We start from the raw sequence: 22,905 nt of genomic DNA on the forward strand, positions 1-22,905 counted from the left end.
GCATCACTCGTCCTCGATGTCGTCCGCGTCCCAGCCAGCGTCCTCGACCGGGCCCGCCGACTGCCGGTCGGCGGATTCGGCGTCGCCGCCCGCCAGACCACGCCGGGCCCGCTTCGCGGACTTGCGCTCGGCGGCGGTGGGCCGGCGCGCGCGCCCGAGGCCGGCCAGCCGCGCGTCGGTGCCCCGGGCCCCGCTCACCGCGGCGATGCCGGCCGGGGTGGACGGCTCCCAGTCGAAGGTCACGTTGCCGATCGTCACCGGGCAGCCGGGCACCGCGCCCATCCTGGCCAGTTCCTCCTCCACGCCGAGCCGGGCCAGCCGGTCGGCGAGGTAGCCGACGGCCTCTTCGTTGTCGAAGTTGGTCTGCAGCACCCAGCGTTCCGGCCGCTCGCCGCGCACCACGAAGCCGTCCGGGTCCTCCGGGTCCGGCTCGACGGTGAACCCGGATTCGTCCACCGCGGCCGGCCGCAGCACCACCCTGGTCGGCTCGGCGGGCGGTTGCGCGGCGCGATGCCGCTCAACGAGGTCGGCGAGCGCGAAGGACAACTCGCGCAGGCCCTCCCTGGTCACCGTGGACACCTCGAACACCGGCAGGCCACGGGCCTCGAACTCGGGGCGCACCAGGTCAGCCAGTTCCCGGGCGTCCGGCACATCGATCTTGTTCAGCACCACTGCCCGGGGGCGGCTGGCGAGATCACCGCCGAGCGACGGGGTGTATCGGGCCAGCTCCTCCTCGAGGGCGTCCACGTCGGACAATGGGTCGCGGCCGGGCTCGTAGGTGGCGCAGTCGACCACGTGCACCAACACCGCGCAGCGCTCGATGTGCCGCAGAAAGTCCAGCCCAAGGCCGCGGCCCTCGCTCGCTCCGGCGATCAGACCCGGCACGTCGGCCATGGTGAACACGGTCTCCCCCGCGGTCACCACGCCGAGGTTGGGCACCAGCGTGGTGAACGGGTAGTCGGCGATCTTCGGCCGGGCCGAGGAGAGCACCGCGATCAGCGACGACTTGCCCGCCGAGGGGAAGCCGACCAGGCCGACGTCGGCCACCGACTTCAACTCCAGCACCAGGTCGCGTTCCTCGCCGGGCTCGCCGAGCAGGGCGAACCCGGGCGCCTTGCGCGCCTTGGAGGCGAGCGCGGCGTTCCCCAACCCGCCACGGCCGCCCCGGGCGGCGACGAACCGGGTGCCGTGGCCGACCAGGTCGGCCAGCACCTCGCCGTCCTCGGTGAGCACCACGGTGCCGTCCGGCACCCGCAGTTCGAGGTCGTCACCTGCGGCGCCGTGCCGGTTGCCGCCCTCCCCCTGCCGGCCGTTCGAGGCGCGGGCGTGCGGGCGGAAGTGGAAGTCCAGCAGGGTGTGCACGTTGGCGTCCACGACCAGCATGACGTCGCCGCCGCGCCCGCCGTTACCGCCGTCCGGCCCGCCGAGCGGCTTGTACTTCTCCCGGTGCACCGACGCGCAGCCGTTCCCGCCGGCGCCGGCGGCGACGTGGATCACCACCCGATCGACGAATCGGGACACGGCGCTTCCTCTCTGCGCTCACACAGTTCCTGACCTGGATGTTCGTGTTGTTCGGCGGCACCGTGCGGGCCTGCCATGCCTGTCACCACACCGGCCGCTCCCACGGCCCTGACGGCCCGTGGTCGCTGGGCCGGTCCCGAACAACGCCAACAAGACGGCGAGGGGCGGGCCGGTCATCGCCGGACCCGCCCCTCGCCGGGGTTCACGCTGCAGTCGTTCCCGCGGGTCCTCAGACCTCGGCCGGGACGATGTTCACGGTCTTGCGGCCACGCTTCTCACCGAACTGAACGGTGCCCGCGGCCAGAGCGAACAGGGTGTCGTCACCGCCACGGCCGACGTTGAGACCAGGGTGGAACTTGGTGCCGCGCTGGCGGACCAGGATCTCACCGGCGTTGACGACCTGCCCGCCGAACCGCTTCACGCCGAGGCGCTTGGCGTTCGAGTCGCGCCCGTTCCGGGAGCTGGACGCACCCTTCTTGTGTGCCATGGCTGGTCAGGTCCTTCCGATGAGCCGAAGCGTCACTTCGTGATGCCGGTGACCTCGACGCGGGTCAGCTTCTGCCGGTGACCCTGGCGCTTGTGGTAGCCGGTCTTGTTCTTGAACTTGTGGATGCGGATCTTGCGACCCTTGGTGTGCTCGACGACCTTGCCCGTCACCGAGGCCTTCCCCAGAGCGTCGGCGTCCGCGGTGACGTCGCTTCCGTCCACCACGAGCAGCACGGGGAAGGTGACCTCCGTGCCCGGCTCGCCCTCAAGTTTCTCAACCTCGACGACGTCGCCGACAGCCACCTTGTACTGCTTGCCGCCGGTCTTGACGATCGCGTACATCGGGACGGAAGTCTCCTGCTGCTCGACGATAACGGGGGTCACGCGGGCGCCCATGTCCCATGGTAAGTAACAGGGCTGCGCACGACGTGGCCCACCAGAGCGGCGGGCCGACCAACAGGTTACGGAATCCGCTCGACCGAGGTCAAACCGGGGGTCCTCTTCGCCGTCGTGCCTGGTCCGGATGCCTTCCGCCGGGCGAGACAAAGGGCGGTGCCGGTCGCCGCGGGTGGGCGGGAGAAGGGCACACGCCCGGCCACACGGGTGTGAGCTTGCGCACGGCGAGCACCGCCAGCAACCCGCTCCGTGACAGCGGCCGGCGGCCGTCCCCATCCCGACGCGGCCGAGCACAACGAATGCGCGCGGCCGCCGCCGCGGAACGTCCGTGGCGGCGGCCGCGCACCCGACCACGCTGCCGCGCGCCGCACATGGCTACCGCGCGGGCACGCACGGTGCTCGTCGAACGCGCCTACCCGCGCGGGCTGCCCCGGCCGGCGAGCGGCCGGCTACGGATCAGTTCTCCTTCGCGAGGCCCAGCGGGGGGCCGGCCGGCCGGGACGCGACGCGCCGCGGCGTGCGCCGGGTCGCCCCGACCGCAGCCGGGTGCTCGCCGGGCGCGGACTGCTCGTCCCGCGCGCTCGCCACATCCCCGGACTGCTCTGCCTCGGACGCCGGCCGCTCGGCAGGCTCCTGCCGCTCGGGCAGGTGACCGTTCCGCTCGGACGGCGCCGGCCGATCGTGCTCCGCCGCCGACTCGCTCACCGGCCGCTCGGCCGCTGACTGCTGATCCGCCGGCTGGTCACCCGGCGGCTGCTCGGCCACCAGCTGCTCACTGCGCTGCTCGGTCGGCGACGCGGTGGCCGCCGGTTGTGCGCTCACCGACCGCTCGGCGCGGGAACGTGCGGCCACGAACGGCCACGCCGTGGCGCGGTCGCGGCGACCGGCTTCGGCGCCCTCGGTACCGGAACCGGCGGCGGCAGGGCCTTCCGTGGCGGGGCGACCGGCTTCGGGGGCATCCACGCCTGAGTGGTCGGTCGCGGTCACCACCTCGGCCGCGGTCTCCTCGGCGTGCGGTTGGTCGGTGACCGGCTCGGACGCTGGACGCTCACCGGCCGCCGCGTGCTCGCCCGCCTCACCCACCGCTGGTGCCGGGCCCTCCGGCGCGGCGGCGCCGGACTGGTCGGTCTCCGGCGCGGTGACCGTGCGCTCGACTGCCTCGCCGGCCGGCGTGGCGACCTCCGGACGCTCGGTCGCGGGCTGGTCCTTCGCCGGTGCGGTCACCGGCGCCTCGGCCACCGCCCGCTGCGGCGCTCCGCCAGGCTCCACACCCGGCTCGCCACCCCCGGCCACCGGACTAACGCCCGCATCAGACCCAGCATGATCTACCGAACCACTGGCCGCCGGCCACTTCCGCACCTCCGGCTCGGCCCGCCGGACCGGCTCAGCCTGCCGGACCGGCTCAGCCTGCGACTCCGGCTCGGTTCGCTGCTCTCGCTCGCCCGCGTCCGCCACCGACGCGTCGCTCGGCGATCCGCCCGCCGGCACCGGAGCCGGCGGCGCCGCAGCCGGCGTTTCCGCGGCCGCCGGCTCGGAGCCCGCTGGCTCCCCGGCCCCCGACTCGGCCGCCGGCGACTCACCGGGCGCCTCCCGGACGGGCGTGGCCGCAACATCGGTCGCGGCCGGGCCGGAGACGACGACAGCACTCTCCGCCGCGGGGCGCCCCGTGTCCGGAGCGCCCGGCTCGCGGTGCGCGCTGCGCTTGGTCCGGCGGCCGCTGTCGGTCGCCGGCTCCAGCTGCGGCGCGGGCGCCGCCGGCACGAGGGTCTCCGCTTCCGGTTCGCCGCCCTTGCCGCGGCGGGACTTCCGTGCCTGCCCGCCGCCCTGGCCGCCACCGCCGTGCGAGTACACCGGCTCGGTGGACACGATCACACCCCGGCCGCGGCAGTGCTCGCAGGTGGTGCTGAACGCCTCCAGCAGGCCGGTGCCGACCCGCTTGCGGGTCATCTGCACCAGGCCCAGCGACGTCACCTCGGCCACCTGGTGCCGGGTGCGGTCGCGGCCCAGGCACTCGGTCAGCCGGCGCAGCACCAGGTCCCGGTTGGACTCCAGAACCATGTCGATGAAGTCGATGACGATGATCCCGCCGAGGTCGCGCAGCCGGAGCTGGCGGACGATCTCCTCGGCCGCCTCCAGGTTGTTGCGGGTGACGGTCTCCTCGAGGTTGCCGCCGGACCCGGTGAACTTCCCGGTGTTCACGTCGATCACGGTCATCGCCTCGGTGCGGTCGATGACCAGGTAACCGCCGGAGGGCAGCCAGACCTTCCGGTCCAGCGCCTTGGCCAGTTGCTCGTCCACCCGGTACTCGGTGAACACGTCGACGTTGCCGACGTGCTTGCGCAGCCGGGCGACCAGGTCCGGAGCCACGTGCTGGACGTAGGCGTTGATCGTCTCCCAGGCGTCGTCGCCCTGCACGACCAGCTCGGAGAAGTCCTCGGTGAACATGTCCCGCACGACCTTGATCAGCAGGTCGGGCTCCTCGTAGAGGAGCTGCGGGGCCTTGGCGCCGGGCTGCTCGGCCTTGCCCTTGATGACCTCCCACTGCGCCTGCAGCCGGCGGACGTCGCGGTTCAGTTCCTCCTCGCTGATGCCCTCGGAGGCGGTGCGGATGATCACGCCGGCCTCGTCCGGCACGATCCGGCGGAGGATCTCCTTCAGCCGCTTGCGCTCGGTGTCCGGCAGCTTGCGGCTGATCCCGGTGACCCCGCCGCCGGGCACGTAGACCAGGAACCGGCCCGGCAGGCTGATCTGGGTGGTCAGCCGGGCGCCCTTGTGCCCGACCGGGTCCTTGGTGACCTGCACGAGCACGCTGTCGCCGGTGGAGAGCGCCTGCTCGATCTTGCGCGCCTTGCCCTCCAGCCCGGCGGCGTCCCAGTCCACCTCGCCGGCATACAGCACGGCGTTGCGGCCCCGGCCGATGTCCACGAACGCCGCCTCCATGCTGGGCAGCACGTTCTGCACCCGGCCGAGGTAGACGTTGCCGACCAGCGAGCCGGACCCCGCGCTGGTCACGAAGTGCTCGACCAGCACGTTGTCCTCGAGCACGCCGATCTGGATCTGGTCGCCGCGCTCGCGGACCACCATCCTGCGGTCCACCGACTCCCGCCGGGCCAGGAACTCGGCCTCGGAGAGCACCGGCACCCGCCGCCGGCCCGCCTCGCGGCCGTCCCGCCGGCGCTGGCGCTTAGCCTCCAGGCGAGTCGAGCCGCGCACGCTGCGCACCTCGTCCTGCGCGGCCGGGGCCTCCGCCTTCTCCTCGCGGGCCTCCCGGACGTGCACCACCGTGTTCGGCGGATCGTCCTCGCTGGGCGAGGCCTCCTGACCGGACGCACCCTTTCGGCGCCGCCGCCTCCGCCGCCGCTTGGTGCCGTTGTCCTCGCCCTTCTCGGCGTCCTCCTGCTCCGCCTGGGCTTCCTCGGCGTGCTCCTCCGCCGGTGGCTCGCTCTCCCGGTCCTCGCCGGCGGAACCCTCGGCCGAAGCGGTCTCCTCGCCGCCCTGCCCGCCCCGGCCACGACCCCGACCGCGACGGCCACGGCGGCGGCGCCGGCGGCGACCGCCCTCGCCGTCCTCGGTGTCCTCGTCGTCGGCGTCGACCTCGGCGGTGTCGGCGCGCCCGACGTCCTCGGGCTCCTGGACCACCGGCGACACCGGCTCGGTCACCGCCTGCGGCGGCAGGAACAGCGGGGCGGGTGGCACCGGACGAGCGGACACCGTGTCCGCCTCGGACGACTCCACGGCGTCGTCACCGGGCTCGTTCGGGTCCGGCAGCAGCGCCTCGGCGACGCGCAGCGCGACCTCGCGGCTGACCGACGACTGCGGGCTGCGTACCGGCTCGCCGATCTCCTCCAGCGCGGTGAGGACGTCCCGACTGCTCGCGCCGATCAACCGCGCCAACGCATGCACCCGCACCTTCGCCGCCAGTTCACCCAAGACGGCCTGGGTAGGTGTGGTCGCATTCCCGCCGGCGTTGCCGGCGGGCTTTTCCATGTTCGACATCTAGCTCCTCCGCCCCCGGGCGCGTCCTGGCGAGGACGCGGCCGCACGGGGGCCCTGTTCGTTCTGTCTCCGCCGCTGCCAGCGGCGGGAATCCTTCCAGCGCCACCCGGGCCCGGGGCGCGCCCGGGCACTCAGACGGCAGGTCCCGCTACGACGCCCTGGCCCGACTCCCCGTCCCGTGTGGCTGGCTGGGGCGCCGCCACCGGGGCCAACGGATCGGCGAGGCGCCCATCGTCGTCGAGCTGGCCCTGGGCCATCCGGGTCGCCTTCGCGGGCACCGGCGGTTCCAGGCCGGCGACGACGCGGAGCGCGCTCAGCACGTCGTCTGGTCGTACCGCCGGCGTTGCCTGCCGTACGACCGTGACAAGTATCCCACACGGTCTCCCGGGTGCCGGCCAATCATCCGTTCGAGCGGCGCGGGTACCGATTTGACTACCGTGAGCAACATTATCGGCCGTCCGCTCGCCACGGCCGGGAACCGATGTCCCGTTCGAGGCAATTTCCTCGTCATCAGGAAAACGCCGCCGGAGCGGCCCGGATTCCACCCGGTCAGGTGACCCACCCGCCCCGGCGACGCTCGACGCCGCCTCGGCGGTGACCACCGCGGGACGGACGTCGATGGTGCGCCGGCCATCCTTGGTGAGCCGCTGCACCTCCACCCGGTCCGCGGCCAGCAGCCGGTCCACCGCCTCGGCCAGCGCGCGCGGGTCGACACCGGGCAGTTCGATGCGCCACAGGCTGGCGTCCAGCCGATCCGCCAGCGATCCGCCGCTGGCCGGCACCACCTGCAACACGTCCAGGCCGTCCGGCAGCGCCGCATCCAACTCGGCGCGCAGCACCTCCGGGTCCACCCGCTCGACGAGCTGGATCTCGACGTACTCGGCCTCGCTGGCCACGCCGGTGGGGGCGGCGCCCGCCCAGGAGATCTTCGGGTGCGGGTTGAAGCCCTGCGAGTACGCCATGGGCACGCCCGCCCGGCGCAGGGCGCGCTCGAACGCCCTGGCCACGTCCCGGTGCGAGGTGAACCGCAGCCTGCCACGCTTGGCGTAGCGCAGCCGAAGCCGCTGTACCGGTGCCGCGGACGGGTTGGGCTCGTGTTGCCGGCTCAGTTCTGCTCCCCTCGATGGTGCGCGGGTACATCCTCCTGGACGGTACCGACGCCGGTCAGGTGCCGTCCCGCTTGTCTGTCCGCGTCGGCGTGGCTACCGTCCGGCACGATCGGCGGCGGGCAGCCCCGGCCCGCCACACCCTGGAGGTTCCGCGTTGCCCCTGCTGCACCGTGCCCGCGTCGCGGCGGTGAGTGCCGCGCTGGTCGCCACGAGTTGCCTGGCGGTGGTTCCGCCGGCCGCCGCGGACCCGGGCGCGGATCCGGGCGGCTGCGTGGATCGCGGCCCGATGCTGCGTTACCTGGTGGTGTTCGACCGGGGGACCCCCGGCCAGACGGCGCACGCGGCGATCGGCACCGCCTGCGGGAGCACGGTCGTCTACTACCCGCAGATCGCGGTCGCCGTGGCCGCCTCGCCCGATCCCCGGTTCGCCGACCGGATGGGCCGGGACCACGCCTACAGCGCGCAGGCGGAGGCGCTGGCCGGCGGCGGAGGGCGGGTCCGCCGCAAGCCGGACGAGACGCAGAGCGGCCAGCTTCCCGCCGGCGGCACGGTGGACCCGGCGGACCGCACCGCCGAGCAGTGGGACATGGCGATGATCCGGGCCGACCGGGCGCATGCGATCACCGAGGGCAGCCGGGACGTGCTGGTGGGCGTGCTGGACTCCGGCGTCGACCCGACCCACCCCGATCTCGCCGCCGCCGTCGACCCTGCCCGCTCCGCCGGGTGCACCACGGGCGCACCGGACCGCGACCGGCCGGCGTGGGTACCGACCACCTCGCCGCACGGCACGCACGTCGCCGGAATCATCGCCGCCGCGGACGACGGCCGGGGCATCACCGGGGTGGCCCCCGGGGTCCGGCTGGCCTCGGTGAAGGTGGTCGACGACGACGGCTACATCTACCCCGAGGCCGCGGTATGCGGGTTCATGTGGGCCGCCACGACCGGCATGACGATCACCAACAGCAGCTACTTCGTCGACCCGTGGGTGTTCGCCTGCCCCGACGAGCCCGGCCAGTCGGTGGTGTACGAGGCGGTGCGCCGCGCGGTCGATTACGCCGCGTCCCGCGGCGTGCTCAACATCGCGGCCGCCACCAACACCGGCGCCGACCTCTCCGCCCCGGAGACCGACGCCAGCAGCCCGGACAACGCCGCCGAGCAGCGCACCCGCCGGCTCGGTGACGGCTGCGACGTGCTGCCGGCCGGGCTGCGCGGCGTGGTCACCGTGTCCTCGGTGGGAGCGCGGCGGCTGAAGGCCGGCTACAGCTCCTACGGCCTGGGCGTGGTGGACCTCACCGCGCCGGGCGGCGACCGCAGGCAGCGGCCGGACGGGCCTGGCCGCGGTTGCGTGCTGTCCACCGTGCCGGGCGGCTACCGCTACTCCTGCGGCACGTCCATGGCGGCACCGCACGCCGCGGGGGTGGCCGCGCTGCTCGCGTCCAGCCACCCGCACAGCACGGTGACCCAGCTCACCCGGATGCTCGGCCAGCAGGCGGACACCGTTCCCTGCCCGGCCGACTACGACCTCAACGGCACCGGCGTGCAGGACGCCTACTGCACCGGCTACTCCGGGTACAACGGCTTCTACGGGCACGGCCTGGTGGACGCGCTGGCCGCGGTGACCCCCGGCGCGGCACCCAGCCACTGACAGCCTGTTCCGGAACTGGACTGACTGCGATGCTCATTTGCGGAACGCGCGCGATCGCGGGGGCGAGGCGAGCCACCAGGACAAGCCGGGGCGTGCGCGGTCACCGGCGAGCCCCGGCGACACCATCACGGCGCAGCGTTCTCAGAGCAGGCCCTGAGGGTTCAGCTTCGCAGCGCCGGGTTGCGCACCGGAGACCCCTTGCCCACCGGGGTGATCGGCAGCAGCGCGGTGCCGCTCGGGCCGACCTGGATGTCGGTGCCCATCGACGGGCACACCCCGCAGTCGAAGCACGGCGTCCACCGGCAGTCGTCCTGCTCGCGCTCGTCCAGGGCGTCCTGCCAGTCGGCCCAGAGCCACTCCTTGTCCAGGCCCGAGTCCAGGTGGTCCCAGGGCAGCACCTCGGTCTCGTCCCGTTCCCGGGTGGTGAACCAGTCCAGGCTCACGCCCAGCGGTTCCAACTCCGCCGCGCAGGCGTCCACCCAGCGCTGGAAGGAGAAGTACTCGCTCCACCCGTCAAACCGGCCGCCGTCGCGCCACACCCGCTCGATCACCCGGCCGACCCGGCGGTCGCCGCGGGACAGCAGGCCCTCGATCAGACTGGGCTTGCCGTCGTGGTAGCGCATGCCGATGTTGCGGCCCAGGCTCCGGTCGGCGTTGACCGCCGCCCTCAGCTTGCGCAGCCGGTTGTCCACCGTCTCCGGGTCGGCCTGGGCGGCCCACTGGAACGGGGTGTGCGGCTTGGGCACGAACGCGCCGATCGAGATGGTGCACCGGATGTCCTTGCGGCCGGTGGCCTCCCGGCCCGCCCGGATCACCTCCTGCGCCATGCGGGCGATCTGCAGCACGTCCTCGTCGGTCTCGGTGGGCAGCCCGCACATGAAGTACAGCTTCACCTGCCGCCAGCCGCTGGAGTATGCGGTGGTGACGGTGCGGATCAGGTCCTCCTCGCTGACCATCTTGTTGATCACGCGACGGATCCGCTCGCTGCCGCCCTCCGGGGCGAAGGTGAGCCCGGACCGGCGGCCGTTGCGGGACAGCTCGTTGGCCAGGTCCACGTTGAACGCGTCCACCCGGGTGCTGGGCAGGCTGAGGCTGGTGTTGGTGCCCTCGTACCGGTCAGCCAGTCCCCTGGTGATCTCGCCGATCTCGGAGTGGTCCGCGCTGGACAGCGACAGCAGGCCGACCTCCTCGAACCCGCTCGCCTCGAGTCCTTTCTGGACCATCTCGCCGATGCCGTCGAGGGACCGCTCGCGCACCGGCCGGGTGATCATGCCGGCCTGGCAGAACCGGCAGCCCCGGGTGCAGCCGCGGAAGATCTCCACGCTCATCCGCTCGTGCACGCTCTCCGCCAGCGGCACCAGCGGTTGCTTGGGGTACGGCCAGTCGTCGAGGTCCATGGTAGTGCGCTTGAACACCCGGTACGGCACCCGGTCCCGGTTGGGCACCACCCGCTGGATGCGGCCGTCGGGCAGGTACTCGACGTCGTAGAACCTCGGCACGTACACACCGCCGGTCTCGGCCAGCCGGGCGAGTAGCTCGTCCCGGCCGCCGGGGCGGCCCTCGGCCTTCCAGTCCCGGACGATGGCGGTGATCTCCAGCACGGCCTCCTCGCCGTCGCCGAGGACGGCGGCGTCCAGGAAATCGGCGATCGGCTCCGGGTTGAACGCGGCGTGCCCGCCGGCGATGACGACCGGATGCTCGTCGGTGCGGTCCGTGGCGTGCAGCGGAATGCCGGCGAGGTCCAGCGCGCCGAGCAGGTTGGTGTAGCCGAGTTCGGTGGCGAAGCTGACGCCCAGCAGGTCGAACGCCCCGACCGGACGGTGACCGTCCACAGTGAACTGTGGGATGCCGTGCTCACGCATCAGCGCCTCGAGGTCCGGCCACACCGCGTAGGTGCGCTCGGCCAGCACGTCGGGCTGCTCGTTGAGGATCTCGTAGAGGATCATCACGCCCTGGTTGGGCAGGCCGACCTCGTACGCGTCCGGGTACATCAGCGCCCACCGCACGCTGGTGGCGTCCCAGTCCTTGACGGTGGCGTTCAGCTCCCCGCCGACGTACTGCACCGGCTTGGACACCCTCGGCAGCAGGGGCTCCAACTGGGGGAAAACGGACTCGACGCTCACGACGATCCAGGGTAACGGCAGCTCCCGGCGGGCACCGGCCGGGCGCGGCTCAGCCTGCCAGGACGGGCAGGTTGGCGTGCACGGTCCGCACCGCCTGCCCGGCCATGCCGTCGCGGAACCCGACCGCGGAGCCGTCGGCGAACCCGATCCGGACGAACCACTCCGGCACCGGCGTGCGGCCGCGCGGTACCGCGCGCACCTCCCGGACCTGGTCGATCGGCGCCTCCCGCAAGCCGGCCAGCGGGCCGGTCGCCGCGTCCGCGGCGGTGTCGAACCGGTCCTGCACGTTCCGGGCCAGTGAGCGGGCCCTGCCGAGCTCCCCGGCGGCTTCGGCGGCAGGCGCTTCGGCGGCCGCCAGGTGGGCGCTCTCGACGACCACGGCGACCCGCCGGGTGGTCAGCAGCAACCAGGTCTCGGCACCGCCGAGGACGAGGTGGTCGGCGCAGCGCGCGGCGGCCTGCTCCGGGTGCCGCGCGTGGCCCGCCCCCACACCGCCGGGTCGTGCGCCCACTCGTCGTTCCAGAAGCGGCCCTCGCTGACCGCGAGACGGTGGGCAGCGGCCACGCCGGCTCGGGCGCGCGCACCGCCGGCACCGGCCCCGCCGGCGCGGCGGGTGCGGGACACACACCAGGATCGGCTCGTCCGGGCGGCACCACGAGTGGCGGATCGCCAGGACCCCGTCCAGCTTGGGCGACCCCACGCTGCTTCCTTCCGCTCGCGCTACCAGGAGAAGCCGCGTTCCTCGGTCTCGCGGCGCTGCTGCTCGGACTGCCTGCCGGTGGCGGCGTCCTCACCGACTCCGTACGCGCCGTCGGCACCGAGGTGGATGGCGGCGTCGACCGCCGGTCGAAGCGGACGAAGGTCACCACCGCGGCGGATGACCGGAAACCCGCCCGCGGTCAGCGCAGCAGCAGCCGGCCGAAGCGGTGGGCGGCGACCACCGAACCGGCGACGGCCATGACGGCGAAGTAGGCGGCATGGCCGAGCATCGCGGGAGTCACCCAGCCCGTGGTGAGGCCGCGCAGCATCTCGACGGCGTGGTACAGCGGGAAGCACTCCACGACCAGTTGCAGCGGCCTCGGGAACACCGACAGCGGGAAGAACGTGGTGGAGAACAGGAACATCGGGATCAGCGCGAGCTGCACCAGGTCGAAGTCCTGCCAGGAGCGCATGTAGGAGGTGGCGGCCATGCCGACCGCGGCGAACGCGAACGCCTCCAGCAGCGCCACCGGCAGCGCGAGCAGCCCCCACGGCGAGGAGATCAGCCCGCCGCCCGCCATCACCAGCAGGAAGCCGGCGGCGTAGGTGCCGCCGCGCAGCAACGCCCAGGAGATCTCGCCGACCGCGATGTCCACCGGGCCGAGCGGGGTCGCCAGCATCGCGTCGTAGAGCTTGGCGTACCTGTACTTGAAGAAGATGTTGAACGTGGCGTCGTACACCGCGCCGTTCATCGCGGACGCGGCCAGCAGCGCGGGCGCGACGAACGCGACGTAGCTCATCGGGTGCCCGTCCGGGCCGGTGACCTGGCTGACCAGCCTTCCGAAGCCGACGCCCAGAGCGAACAGGAAGAACAGCGGCTCGAAGAACCCGCCGAGCAGGGTCAGCCACGCCCTGCGGTTGGCCAGCGCGGAGCGTTCCAGCAGCACCCGTGCCCGGCCGGCGTACAGGCCGGTGGGCAGCACCCGGAGCAGCAGGGCACGCCGCGGTGGTGCCGGAGTCCGCGCCGCCCGCGCCGCCTCGGCAAGGTCCCGTGCCACCGTCGCCCTCCTCACCGTGTCAGCCGTCGCCGGAACCGCCACCGGGCGAGCAGCACCCCGGTGGTGACCAGCACCGCCAGGTATGCCACGTGGCCCAGGCTGGGCAGCGGCAGCCACGTGCCGAACGCCGCACCCCTGGCCAGTTCGGTGCCGTGCCAGATCGGGGTCAGCCAGGCCACCGGCCGCAGCCACGCCGGGAGCTGGCTGATCGGGAAGAACGTGCCGCCGAGCAGCCACATGGGCAGCAGCACGAACCGGAACAGCGTGCTGAACGAGTCGCCCTCGTCGTTCACCGAGGCCGAGTACGCGACGATGGGTGCGCTGAACGCCATCCCGGTGAGCACCGCGAACAGTAGTGACAGCAGCACCCCGGGCCCGGTCAGCGCGCCGAACACGGCGGCGACCGCCAGGTAGACCGCGCCGGAGACGGCCAGCCGCACCGCGATCCAGAGGAGCTGGCCGGACACCAGCTCGCCGGTGCCGATCGGGGTCGCGATGATCCCCCAGTACGTCTTCTGCCACTTGAACGAGGACAGCACCGGGTAGGTGGACTCGAAAGCGGCGTTCTGCACCGCCGCCGCGACCAGCAGCCCGGGGGCCAGGTACACCAGGTACGGCTGCCCGCCGGTGGCCTCGCTCGGCGGCACCTGGGAGCCGAAGCCGAGACCCATGGCAAGCAGGTAGAGCACCGGCTGCAACACGCTGGACACCACGGTGGCCCGCCAGTTGCGGCGGTACCACGTCCACAGCCCCTCCACCACGAGCAGCGCGGCGCGCGACCCGCTCGGCGCGCGGCCGGCCGGGGCCAGTTCGACCACCATCCGGAACTCCCTATTCGACCAGGCTGCGGCCGGTGAGGTGCAGGAACACGTCCTCCAGGGTGCTGCGGCGGACCAGTGTGGACACCGGCCGCAGGCCCTTGCCGTGCGCGGCGGCGAGGGTGGCCTCGCCGTCCGCGGTGTAGAACAGCAGCCGGTCCGGCAGGGCCTCCACCCGCTCGGCCATGCCGTCCATGAACGGCTCCACCGGGGGTTGCTCGCCCGGCGGGAAGCGCAGTTCCAGCACCTCCCGGGTGGAGTAGCGGGAGATCAGCTCGGCCGGCGAACCCTCGGCCGCGATCCGGCCCTCGTTCATCACCACCAGCCGGTCGCACAGTTGCTCGGCCTCGTCCATGTAGTGGGTGGTGATGATCAGCGTGACGCCGGACTGCTTGAGCCGGAACAGCCGGTCCCAGAGCAGGTGCCTGGCCTGCGGGTCGAGCCCGGTGGTCGGCTCGTCGAGCAGCAGCAGGTCCGGGTCGTTGACCAGCGAGCGGGCGATGGTCAGCCGGCGCTTCATGCCGCCGGAGAGCGGGTCGACCTCGTCGTCGGCCCGGTCGGTGAGCTGGGCGAACTCCAGCAGTTCGGCGGCCTTCGCCCGCAGGTGCGCCCGGGACAGGCCGAAGTACCGGCCGTAGACCTGTAGGTTCTGCCGCACGGTCAACTCGGTGTCCAGGTTGTCCTCCTGGGGCACCACGCCGAGCCGGGCGCGGATGCGGGCGCCGTCGGTGTCCGGGTCCATGCCCAGCACGGTCAGCTCGCCGCCGGAGCGGGGCGACACGCAGCCGATCATCCGCATGGTGGACGACTTGCCGGCGCCGTTGGGGCCGAGGAAGCCGAACGCCTCGCCCCGGCGCACCTCGACGTCGATCCCGCGCACGGCCTCCACCGGGCCGAACCGCTTCACCAGTCCGGCAGCCTTCACCAGGGGGCAGACGTCGGTCACGTCCCGGACGGTAGCCGCCACCACCGACAGCGGCAGCGCATTATCGGCCGGCTCACCCCCGTCCGGCGACGTCCCGTGGCGGCACCGCGCGCGGCCACGGGTCGTCAGCCCGGTTGGATCTCGCGGTGGAACCAGACCTCGTCCCGCTCGTCGCCCGGTGCCACCCGGATCGCCCTGGGTAACCGGCCGACCTCCCGCCAGCCACGCCGCCGGTAGTACTCGGGCAGGCCGGTGCCGTCCCGCGCGGACAGGAACAGGCGCTCGATGCCCTGCTCCCTGGCCTGCTCCACGCAGGCGTCCAGCAGCCGCGCGCCCCAGCCCCTGCCCTGCAGGTCCGGATCCACCATCAACCGCACCACCCGGCCGCTGTGCTCGGTCATCCGCCGGGCGCCGCGCTCCAGGAACGCCACGCCGACCAGGTCCGTGCCGCGCCACACGACGAGCATGGTCGACCGGGGGTCGCTCGCCTCGGCAGCGGCGAACATCGCGGCGGCCCGCACCTCGGCGGGGTCGACGTCCGGGGTGAAGTCCACCGCGCCGCCCGCCCGGGACACGCGCAGCCAGAGATCGGCGAACGCGTCGATCAGGCCGGAGGTGACGGCCTTGACACGCACCGGTCCGCCGACCACCTCGGCCTGGGCGGGTTGCGCGGGATCAGTCACTGTCCCTGGTGCCCTCTTCGGATGTGTGCGAGTCACCGACCGGCGGCCCGGTCAGTGCTTGTTCCTGAACGCGCGCCGCGATCGCGTCGCCGGGGCGCGATCGGGACCCGGCACTCCGGTCGTGCCTGACCAGGCACCCCGCCCCCGCGATCGCGGGGCTTCGCCCTGGCGCGTTCCCACACTCGTCATCGCAGGGTCGGTCCGGTTCCGGAACAGGCTGTCAGAGGTCGGGGAACCAGAGCTTGATCTCCCGGCCGGCGGACTCGGCGGAGTCCGAGCCGTGCACCAGGTTGTACTGCACCTCGAGGCCGTAGTCGCCGCGGATGCTTCCCGGGGCGGCCTTCTCCACCGGGTCGGTGCCGCCGGCGATCTGCCGGAACGCCGCGATCGCCCGGGGCCCCTCGACCACGGCGGCCACCACCGGGCCGGAGGTGATGAACTCCAGCAGGTCGTTGAAGAAGGGCTTGCCGTCGTGCTCGGCGTAGTGCTGCTCGGCGAGCGCCCGGTCCACGTGGCGCAACTCCAGTGCGACCAGCTTGAGCCCCTTGCGCTCGATCCGGGAAATGACCTCGCCGACCAGTCCTCGGCCGACGCCGTCCGGCTTGACCAGGACCAGGGTGCGCTCGCTCACGGCCGTCAATCTCCTTCTGCGACTCCTGTGCTCGGTGCGGGCGCTCGGCCGCGTCACCGTCGATGCCGGCGCCTCGGCGGCGCTCCAGCGCAGCGTAGCGGCCCTACCCACGACCGTGTGCGGCAGTCCACCCTCGGGTGAGCGCCTCCCGCGCCTCGGCTCACGGAGCCAGCAGGGCCACCGTGGGAAAGTAGCTCCGATACCGGGCGGCGTCCCTGGTCAGCAGGCGCATCCGGGACACCGCGGCGTGCGCTCCGATGAAGAAGTCGGGCAACGGAGAGCGCTTCGCGCCACCCCGCCTGCGGTATTCCAGGAAGCACTTGCCGGCAAGGAAGGCGGCTGCCCACGGCAGCGGCACGCGGACAAAGTCCTCTGCCGGCAGGGCGTCGTCCAGTTCCTCGATCCGCGAGAATCGCACGGAGACCTCGGCGTAGACGACCGGGTTGATGACCAGCGGACCCTCTTCGGCGGCCCTCCGCAGCGTGTCGGCCGACCAGGTGGCCCATTTCTCGTCCTCGGTGAGCACGTCGAGCAGCACGTTGGCGTCGACCAGGGTGGCCCCGCTTGGCGCCGACTCACTCGCCACGGGTGAGCGCCATGATCTCGTCAGTGGTCAGATGGACGTCGCCCCGCCCGCGCAACCGTTCGACGATGCGGGACCCGCGGCTTGGTGCACTGTCGGACTTGACCACGCGGACCCCGTCGTCCGTCACCACGAACTCGACCTCGTCGCCGGGATGAAGGTCGAGGCGTCGCCGGACGTCGAGCGGGATGGTGACCTGCCCCTTGCTGGTGAGCCGCATACCAGGAGAGTAATACCAGTCCAAGTATTACCACCACCTGCTCTCGGTGAGCCGGCCGCGAAGGACACCGAGGTTCGCGGCGACGGGCGCGTGACCGCCGCCGTGGTCAGGCGGTCAGGAAGCAGGCGGCTGCTGGCCGGGCAGGCGGCCTGCGGCCAAGCGGCGAGCGACGTCCCGGCGCACCCACAGCACGTACCCCCAGACCAGGGCGAACACCACCCCGATGAACCCGAGCGCGGTCTGCAGCACCACGCAGCCGATCAGCGCGACCTGCAGCGCCACCGCCACCCACAGCCCCCAGCGGAACCGCACCAGGCCCGAGGTGACCAGCAGGGCGGCGACCAGCGCCAGCACCACACCGCCAGCCACGCTGCCCAGCCCCCCGCCGAGCCGGGCCACGACCAGCAGGGCCAGCGCCACCACGATCGCCTCGATCACCAGGATGCCGGACTGCACCGCGCGGAAGCTCCGCCACGGATCGCGCCGCGGCGCCGCGGGCCGCTCCGGTCCATCGGTCATGCCGGCTCCTTCGTTCCGCGGCTCCACCGGGGTCACTCCGGTTCCTTGCCGAACAGGGCGCGGGCGTCGCCCGCGGTCACCACCGACCCGGTCACCACGACGCCGGCGCCGGCCACCGGCTCCTCCGGGTCCTCGGTCCGCTCGGCGAGGTGCACCGCGGTCTCGATGGCGTCGGCCAGCCGCGGTTCCACCACGATCCGGTCCTCCCCGACGACCTCCTTGGCGATGCCGGCCAGCTCGTCCGGGTCCAGCGCGCGGGGCGAGGAGTTCGTGGTGAGCACGATCTCCGCGACCACCGGCTCCAGCGCGGCCAGGATGCCCCGGGCGTCCTTGCCGGCCAGCACGCCGACCACGCCGACCAGCCGGCGGAAGTGGAACTCGTCCTGCAACGCGGTGGCGAGGGCGCGCGCGCCGTGCTCGTTGTGCGCGGCGTCCACCAGCACGGTCGGCGCGGAACGGACCCGTTCCAGCCGGCCAGGCGTGGTCACCGAGGCGAACGCCTCGCGCACCGGGTCGATGGCCAGCTGCTTCTGCGCGCCGGCGCCGAAGAACGCCTCGGCGGCGGCCAGTGCCAGCGAGGCGTTGCGCGCCTGGTGCGCGCCGTGCAGCGGCAGGAAGATCTCGTCGTAGACGCCGCCGAGGCCCTGCAGCGCGAGCCGCTGGCCGCCGACCGCGATCTCCCGCTCCAGCACGCCGAACTCGGAGCCCTGCCTGGCCACCGTCGCGTCCACGTCCGCGCAGCGCTCCAGCACCACCCGGGCGGCCTCCGGGACCTGCTCGCCCATCACCGCGATCGCGCCCGGCTTGATGATCCCGGCCTTCTCCCCGGCGATACCGGCGATGTCGGAGCCGAGGAACTCGACGTGGTCGACGCCGATCGGGCAGATCACCGCCACCCGGCCGTCCGCGACGTTGGTGGTGTCCCACGATCCGCCCATGCCCACCTCGACCACGGCGGCCTCCACCGGGGCGTCCGCGAACGCGGCGAACGCCATCGCGGTGAGCACCTCGAACTTGGTCAGCGGCGGCCGCCCCTCGGCCCGCTCCCGATCGTCCAACATGGACACGTACGGTTCGACCTCGCGGTAGGTGGACACGTACAGCTCCGGGCTGATCGGGCCGCCGTCCACGCTGATCCGCTCGGTGGCCAACTGCAGGTGGGGGCTGGTGTACCGGCCGGTGCGCAGGCCGAGCCGGGTGAGCAGGGCGTCCAGCATGCGCGAGGTGGACGTCTTGCCGTTGGTGCCCGCGATGTGCAGCACCGGGTAGGTCCGCTGCGGGTCGCCCAGCAGGTGGACGAGCGCGGAGATCCGGTCCAGCCCCTTGACGATCTTGTTCTCGGGCCAGCGGGTGTCCAGCTCGGACTCGACCGCCCGCAGCGCCGCCAGCGCAGCGGGATCGGTACTCGGCACGCTCGAACTCCCTCTCCGCGTCGACACCTTTCGTCGGCTTGCGAGTCTACGGCCGGCCGTTCTCCCGCTCCCGCCACCCAGGTCAGGCATGGTCACCCACTCCGGCGACCAGCGGGTTCAGCCGCTACCACATACCGTAACGTCTCACTACACACCGTTGTTTCCCGAGCGTTTCGGGGGTCGGAGGCGCGCGGGCGGAGATGGTCGGGGGCTCCCTGATGCGTGCCTCAAGCCGCGGCAACCAACTGGTGCGCCTGGAGGACGCGATCGCGGTCGCGCGCGAACTCGCGGAAGGGAGGGCCACATGACCGAAAGCACCGCGCGGGTGCCGTTCGGCAGCGAGCTGCGCCGGCTGCGCGCGCAACGCGGGGTGTCGCTGGCCGGGCTGTCCCGGCTGGTGCACTACAGCAAGGGCTACCTGAGCAAGATCGAGAACGGGGACAAGCCGGTCACCATGGACGTGGCCCGCCGCTGCGACGCCGCGCTCGGCGCGGGCGGCAGCCTGCTCGCGCTGGTCGACGTGGTGCCCCGGCCGCGGGTCGGCGACCGGCCGGTGCCGCCCGTGGACGCCTGCCCGTATCGCGGCTTAGCCCCGTACGGGGCGGCGGACGCCCGGTGGTTCTTCGGCCGCGAACGCGCCACCGCCACGCTGGTGGCCCGGCTGGCCGACCGGGTGCAGCGCGGTGGCCCGCTCGCCGTGGTGGCCCCTTCCGGGGCCGGCAAGACCTCTCTGCTGCACGCCGGCCTGCTGCCCGCGCTGACCCGCGGTTCGCTGCCGGCGCCCGGCTCCGCCGAGTGGCCGGTGGTCGCGTTCACCCCGACCGCCCACCCGGTCACCGAACTCGCCGGGCGGGTGGCCGAAGCCACCGGCTCCTCGGTGCCGGACGTGCTGGCGGAACTCGCCGCGGGGCCGCAGCGGTTCGCCGCCGTGCTGCGCGACCGCCCGACCGGGCCGGCTCCGGCCGGCAGCCGCCTGGTGCTGGTCGTCGACCAGTTCGAGGAGGTCTTCACGCTGTGCGCGGACGATGGCGCGCGGCGGACCTTCGTGACCAGCCTGTGCGCGGCCGCCGGTACCGGCATCTCCCGGCACGACGACCCGCCGGCGCTGGTGGTGCTCGGCGTCCGGGCCGACCACTACGCCTCCTGCCTGGCCCACCCGCCGCTGGTGGCCGCGCTGCAGCAGGGGCACCTTCCGCTCGGCCCGATGAGTACCGCGGAGCTGCGCTCGGCGATCGTCGAGCCGGCCCGGCTGGCCGGCCTGGAACTGGAGCCCGGCCTGGTCGAGCTGATCCTCGCCGACCTCGGCGAGGACGGCCACCCGCCGGACGCCCTGCCGCCGCTCTCCCACGCGTTGTGGGCGTCCTGGCAGCGGCGGGACGGCCGCCGGCTGACCATGGCCGGCTACCAGGACGCCGGCGGGGTTCCCGGCGCGCTGGCCAGCACCGCGGAGACCGCCTACGCCGGGCTCGCCACCGCCGAGCGCCCGCTGGTCCGCGAGCTGATGACACAGTTGGTCGCGGTACCCGAGGACGGCGACCCGGTGCGCCGCCGGGTCCCGCGCGGGGACCTGGAGCGGTTCGGCGGCGTGCTGGCCGCGCTGGTCTCGGCGGGCCTGGTGACCGTGTCCGGCGGCGAGGTGGAGATCACCCACGACGCGGTGCTGCGCGGCTGGCCCCGGCTGCGGGACTGGATCGAGGACGACCGCGCCGGCCGCCTGGCCCGCCGCCGGCTGGCCAGGGACGCGGTCGAGTGGCACGCCCACGGCCGCGATCCCGACCTGCTCTACCGGGGCGCCCGCCTGGCCACCGCCCGGGAGGGGACGGCGGCGGACGTGCTGCCGCCGGCCGAGCGGGAGTTCCTGGACGCGAGCCTGCGGCGGGAGCGCGGATGGCGCGGCGGCGGACAGGGGCGGGACCGGCTGTGGCGGCGGCTGGTGGCGGCCCTGGCGACGCTGCTGGTGCTCGCGCTGCTCGCCGGCGCGCTGGCGCTGCGGCACCGGCAACGCGCGCTGGACCAGCGGCGGCTCGCGCTGTCTGGTGAGCTGGCGGCCGAGGCGAGCATGCTGGCCGGCCAGCCGGACGCGGCGATGCTGCTCGCCGTCGAGGCCTACCACCAGGCGCCCACCCGGGAGGCCAGGGGCGCGCTGCTGTCCACCCAGGCCCGGCTGTTCGCCGGCCGGCTGGCCGGGCACCAGGGGCCGGTGTACGGGGCGGCGTTCAGCCCGGACGGTGGGCTGCTGGCCACCGCCAGCGCCGACCACACCGTGCGGCTGTGGGACGTGGTGCAGCGGCGGCAGGTCGGCGACTTCACCGGGCACACCGACGCCGTGGTCGGCGTCGCGTTCTCACCCGACGGGCACCTGCTGGCCAGCCTCGGCGCGGACCACACCGTGCGGCTGTGGGAGGTGGCCAGCCGGCGGCAGGTGGACACCCTGCCCGGGGCGGCCAGCCGGATGACCGGCGTGGCGTGGCGCCCCGACGGCCGCGCCCTCGCCGTGAGCGGCGAGGACCGCGTGGTGCGGCTGTGGGACGTCACCGCGCATCGCCTGCTCGGCGCGCTGGTGGGGCACGCGGACGCGGTCGAGGCGGTGGCGTGGAGCCCGGACGGGCGCACCCTGGCCACCGCCGGCGCTGACCGCACGGTGCGGCTGTGGGACGTGGCCGGTCGCGGCGAGATCGCCTCGCTGGTCGGCCACCCCGCCGCGGTGTACGGGGTGGCGTGGAGCCCGGACGGGCGGACCCTGGCCAGCGCGGGCGGCGACGGCGCGGTGCGGCTGTGGGACGTTGCCACCCGGACGCCGCTGGCCAACCTTACCGGGCACACCGGCACGGTGTGGAGCGTGGCGTGGAGCCCGGACGGCACCACCCTGGCCACCGCCGGCGACGACCAGACCGCGCGGGTGTGGGACGTGGCCAGCCGGCACCAGTTGGTCACGCTGGCCGGCCACACCAGCGCGGTGCACATGGCCGCGTTCGCTCCCGACGGCCCGCTGCTGGCCACCACCAGCAGCGACGGCACCGCGGTGCTGTGGGACCTGCGGGCCTCCCTGCTGGTGGCCCACCCCAGCTCGGCGGTGTTCGCGGCGACCTTCCTGCCCGGCGGCCGCGGCCTGGCCACCGCCGGCGACGACGGCGCGTTACGGCTGTGGAACGTCACCGACCGCAGGCAGGCGGCGGTGCTGATCGGGCACACCGCACCGGTCCGCGCGGTGTCGGCGAGCGGCGACGGCCGGCTGCTGGCCAGCGCGGGCGACGACGGCACCGCCCGGCTGTGGGACGTGGCCAGCCGCGCCCCGGTGGCCACCCTCACCGGGCACGCCGGCCCGGTGCGGGCCGTGGCGTTCAGCCCGGACGGCCGGCTGCTGGCCACCGGCGGCGACGACGGCACCGCCCGCCTCTGGGACGTGGCCACCCACCGCCTGCTCGCCACCCTGACCGGCCATGCCGGCCCGGTGTACGCGGCGGCGTTCAGCCCGGACGGCGAGACGCTGGCCACCGGCGGCCAGGACGGCACGGTGCGGCTGTGGGACGCCGAAGGGCGCCGCGAACTCGGCGCACTCGGCCGGCCCGGCGCGGTGCGCGCGATCGCCTGGAGCCCGGAGGGCGACCTGCTGGCCAGCGCGGGCGACGACCGGGCGATCACGCTGTGGGACATGGTCCGGCAGCGGCGGCTGGCCACCCTGGTCGGTCACTCCGCACCGGTCTACGCCATGGCGTTCAGCCCGAACGGGCACCTGCTGGCCACCGCGGGTGCGGACCGGACCGCGAACCTGTGGCGGATCACCCGGCACCGCGAGCCGGCCACGCTCACCGGGCACACCGGCCCGATCCGCGCGGTGGCCTTCGACTCCACCGGCAGCATGCTGGTCACCGCCAGCGAGGACGACACGATCCGGCTCTGGGACCCCAGCCCGGAACGCGTCACCACCTGGGCCTGCCGCATCCTCGGTCGCCCCGACCGGGCGCGCTGGGACCAGCTTCTCCCCGACGTCCCCTACCAGCCCGCATGCGGATGATTTCCGAATCGACCCGGAAACCGGCGGCGCAGGCCAGTGCCCGGAAAAGGGTGTGAACCGCCCGTT

Annotated in this window: 17 protein-coding genes and 1 pseudogene; 2 read left to right on the top strand and 16 right to left on the bottom strand. The window is 73.8% G+C overall.

Annotated features, from left to right (window positions below):
- Window positions 1-3 precede the first annotated feature (3 nt).
- The 5 genes and pseudogenes from obgE to FFT21_RS15325 all read right to left on the bottom strand — a co-directional run bounded on the left by obgE (window position 4) and on the right by FFT21_RS15325 (window position 7,508).
- Window positions 4-1,521 (bottom strand): GTPase ObgE, encoded by a 1,518-nt coding sequence (obgE, locus tag FFT21_RS15305; RefSeq protein ID WP_137814539.1) that lies wholly within the window; start codon window positions 1,519-1,521, stop codon window positions 4-6.
- A 229-nt stretch (window positions 1,522-1,750) separates the two neighbouring features.
- Window positions 1,751-2,008 carry a 50S ribosomal protein L27 gene (rpmA, locus tag FFT21_RS15310; RefSeq protein WP_137814540.1) on the bottom strand — a complete coding sequence of 86 codons (258 nt, stop codon included), beginning with the start codon at window positions 2,006-2,008 and terminating at the stop codon, window positions 1,751-1,753.
- Between the two features lie 32 nt (window positions 2,009-2,040).
- Window positions 2,041-2,349 (bottom strand): 50S ribosomal protein L21, encoded by a 309-nt coding sequence (gene rplU / locus FFT21_RS15315; RefSeq protein WP_137814575.1) that lies wholly within the window; start codon window positions 2,347-2,349, stop codon window positions 2,041-2,043.
- A 1,431-nt stretch (window positions 2,350-3,780) separates the two neighbouring features.
- Window positions 3,781-6,399, bottom strand: a pseudogene (locus FFT21_RS15320) (translation initiation factor IF-2 N-terminal domain-containing protein); the annotation flags it as partial.
- 131 nt (window positions 6,400-6,530) lie between these two features.
- Window positions 6,531-7,508: a TIGR03936 family radical SAM-associated protein gene (locus FFT21_RS15325; protein ID WP_307722938.1), complete on the bottom strand. Its 978-nt coding sequence runs from the start codon at window positions 7,506-7,508 to the stop codon at window positions 6,531-6,533.
- Between the two features lie 154 nt (window positions 7,509-7,662).
- On the opposite strand from FFT21_RS15325, the gene FFT21_RS15330 reads away from it, so the two are divergent.
- Complete coding sequence (locus FFT21_RS15330) at window positions 7,663-9,153, top strand: S8 family peptidase (RefSeq protein ID WP_137814543.1); 1,491 nt, start codon at window positions 7,663-7,665, stop codon at window positions 9,151-9,153.
- A 161-nt stretch (window positions 9,154-9,314) separates the two neighbouring features.
- Here FFT21_RS15330 and FFT21_RS15335 read toward each other — a convergent pair whose 3' ends face one another.
- The 11 genes from FFT21_RS15335 to folC all read right to left on the bottom strand — a co-directional run bounded on the left by FFT21_RS15335 (window position 9,315) and on the right by folC (window position 18,824).
- Window positions 9,315-11,276, bottom strand: coding sequence for a TIGR03960 family B12-binding radical SAM protein (locus FFT21_RS15335; RefSeq protein ID WP_137814544.1), 1,962 nt, complete (start codon window positions 11,274-11,276; stop codon window positions 9,315-9,317).
- Window positions 11,277-11,325: 49 nt separating this feature from the next.
- Entirely contained in the window at window positions 11,326-11,787 is a 462-nt protein-coding gene (locus tag FFT21_RS15340; RefSeq protein ID WP_137814545.1) for a hypothetical protein, read from the bottom strand.
- 388 nt (window positions 11,788-12,175) lie between these two features.
- Window positions 12,176-13,033, bottom strand: coding sequence for an ABC transporter permease (locus tag FFT21_RS15345; RefSeq protein ID WP_137814546.1), 858 nt, complete (start codon window positions 13,031-13,033; stop codon window positions 12,176-12,178).
- 11 nt (window positions 13,034-13,044) lie between these two features.
- The gene (locus FFT21_RS15350) at window positions 13,045-13,854 is read right to left on the bottom strand and encodes an ABC transporter permease (protein WP_137814547.1); all 810 of its coding nucleotides are present in this window, start codon (window positions 13,852-13,854) and stop codon (window positions 13,045-13,047) included.
- A 10-nt stretch (window positions 13,855-13,864) separates the two neighbouring features.
- On the bottom strand, window positions 13,865-14,797 hold the full coding sequence (locus tag FFT21_RS15355; protein ID WP_225978433.1) for an ABC transporter ATP-binding protein: 933 nt from the start codon (window positions 14,795-14,797) through the stop codon (window positions 13,865-13,867).
- Window positions 14,798-14,901: 104 nt separating this feature from the next.
- Window positions 14,902-15,459, bottom strand: coding sequence for a GNAT family N-acetyltransferase (locus FFT21_RS15360; RefSeq protein ID WP_137814549.1), 558 nt, complete (start codon window positions 15,457-15,459; stop codon window positions 14,902-14,904).
- Window positions 15,460-15,679: 220 nt separating this feature from the next.
- A complete protein-coding gene (gene ndk, locus FFT21_RS15365) occupies window positions 15,680-16,090 on the bottom strand; it encodes a nucleoside-diphosphate kinase (RefSeq protein WP_137814550.1) in 411 nt (136 codons plus the stop codon).
- A gap of 160 nt (window positions 16,091-16,250) precedes the next feature.
- Window positions 16,251-16,676: a type II toxin-antitoxin system VapC family toxin gene (locus FFT21_RS15370; protein ID WP_137814551.1), complete on the bottom strand. Its 426-nt coding sequence runs from the start codon at window positions 16,674-16,676 to the stop codon at window positions 16,251-16,253.
- On the bottom strand, window positions 16,666-16,893 hold the full coding sequence (locus tag FFT21_RS15375) for an AbrB/MazE/SpoVT family DNA-binding domain-containing protein (protein WP_137814552.1): 228 nt from the start codon (window positions 16,891-16,893) through the stop codon (window positions 16,666-16,668). The genes FFT21_RS15370 and FFT21_RS15375 overlap by 11 nt, the downstream gene beginning before the upstream one ends.
- Window positions 16,894-17,007: 114 nt before the next feature.
- Window positions 17,008-17,412 (bottom strand): DUF4233 domain-containing protein, encoded by a 405-nt coding sequence (locus FFT21_RS15380; RefSeq protein WP_137814553.1) that lies wholly within the window; start codon window positions 17,410-17,412, stop codon window positions 17,008-17,010.
- Window positions 17,413-17,444: 32 nt separating this feature from the next.
- Window positions 17,445-18,824: a bifunctional tetrahydrofolate synthase/dihydrofolate synthase gene (folC, locus tag FFT21_RS15385; RefSeq protein WP_307722937.1), complete on the bottom strand. Its 1,380-nt coding sequence runs from the start codon at window positions 18,822-18,824 to the stop codon at window positions 17,445-17,447.
- 304 nt (window positions 18,825-19,128) lie between these two features.
- On the opposite strand from folC, the gene FFT21_RS15390 reads away from it, so the two are divergent.
- A complete protein-coding gene (locus FFT21_RS15390) occupies window positions 19,129-22,839 on the top strand; it encodes an nSTAND1 domain-containing NTPase (protein WP_192909553.1) in 3,711 nt (1,236 codons plus the stop codon).
- The last annotated feature ends 66 nt before the right edge of the window (window positions 22,840-22,905 follow it).

The organism is Gandjariella thermophila (assembly GCF_005405885.1).
GTDB classification, from domain to species: domain Bacteria; phylum Actinomycetota; class Actinomycetes; order Mycobacteriales; family Pseudonocardiaceae; genus Gandjariella; species Gandjariella thermophila.

What these genes read in the sequence shown, in the direction of transcription:
- rpmA (WP_137814540.1), bottom strand. Translation starts at nt 2,008, where the DNA reads ATGGCACACAAGAAGGGTGCGTCCAGCTCCCGGAACGGGCGCGACTCG.
- rplU (WP_137814575.1), bottom strand. Translation starts at nt 2,349, where the DNA reads ATGTACGCGATCGTCAAGACCGGCGGCAAGCAGTACAAGGTGGCTGTC.
- FFT21_RS15350 (WP_137814547.1), bottom strand. Translation starts at nt 13,854, where the DNA reads ATGGTGGTCGAACTGGCCCCGGCCGGCCGCGCGCCGAGCGGGTCGCGC.
- FFT21_RS15375 (WP_137814552.1), bottom strand. Translation starts at nt 16,893, where the DNA reads ATGCGGCTCACCAGCAAGGGGCAGGTCACCATCCCGCTCGACGTCCGG.
- FFT21_RS15380 (WP_137814553.1), bottom strand. Translation starts at nt 17,412, where the DNA reads ATGACCGATGGACCGGAGCGGCCCGCGGCGCCGCGGCGCGATCCGTGG.
- FFT21_RS15390 (WP_192909553.1), top strand. Translation starts at nt 19,129, where the DNA reads ATGACCGAAAGCACCGCGCGGGTGCCGTTCGGCAGCGAGCTGCGCCGG.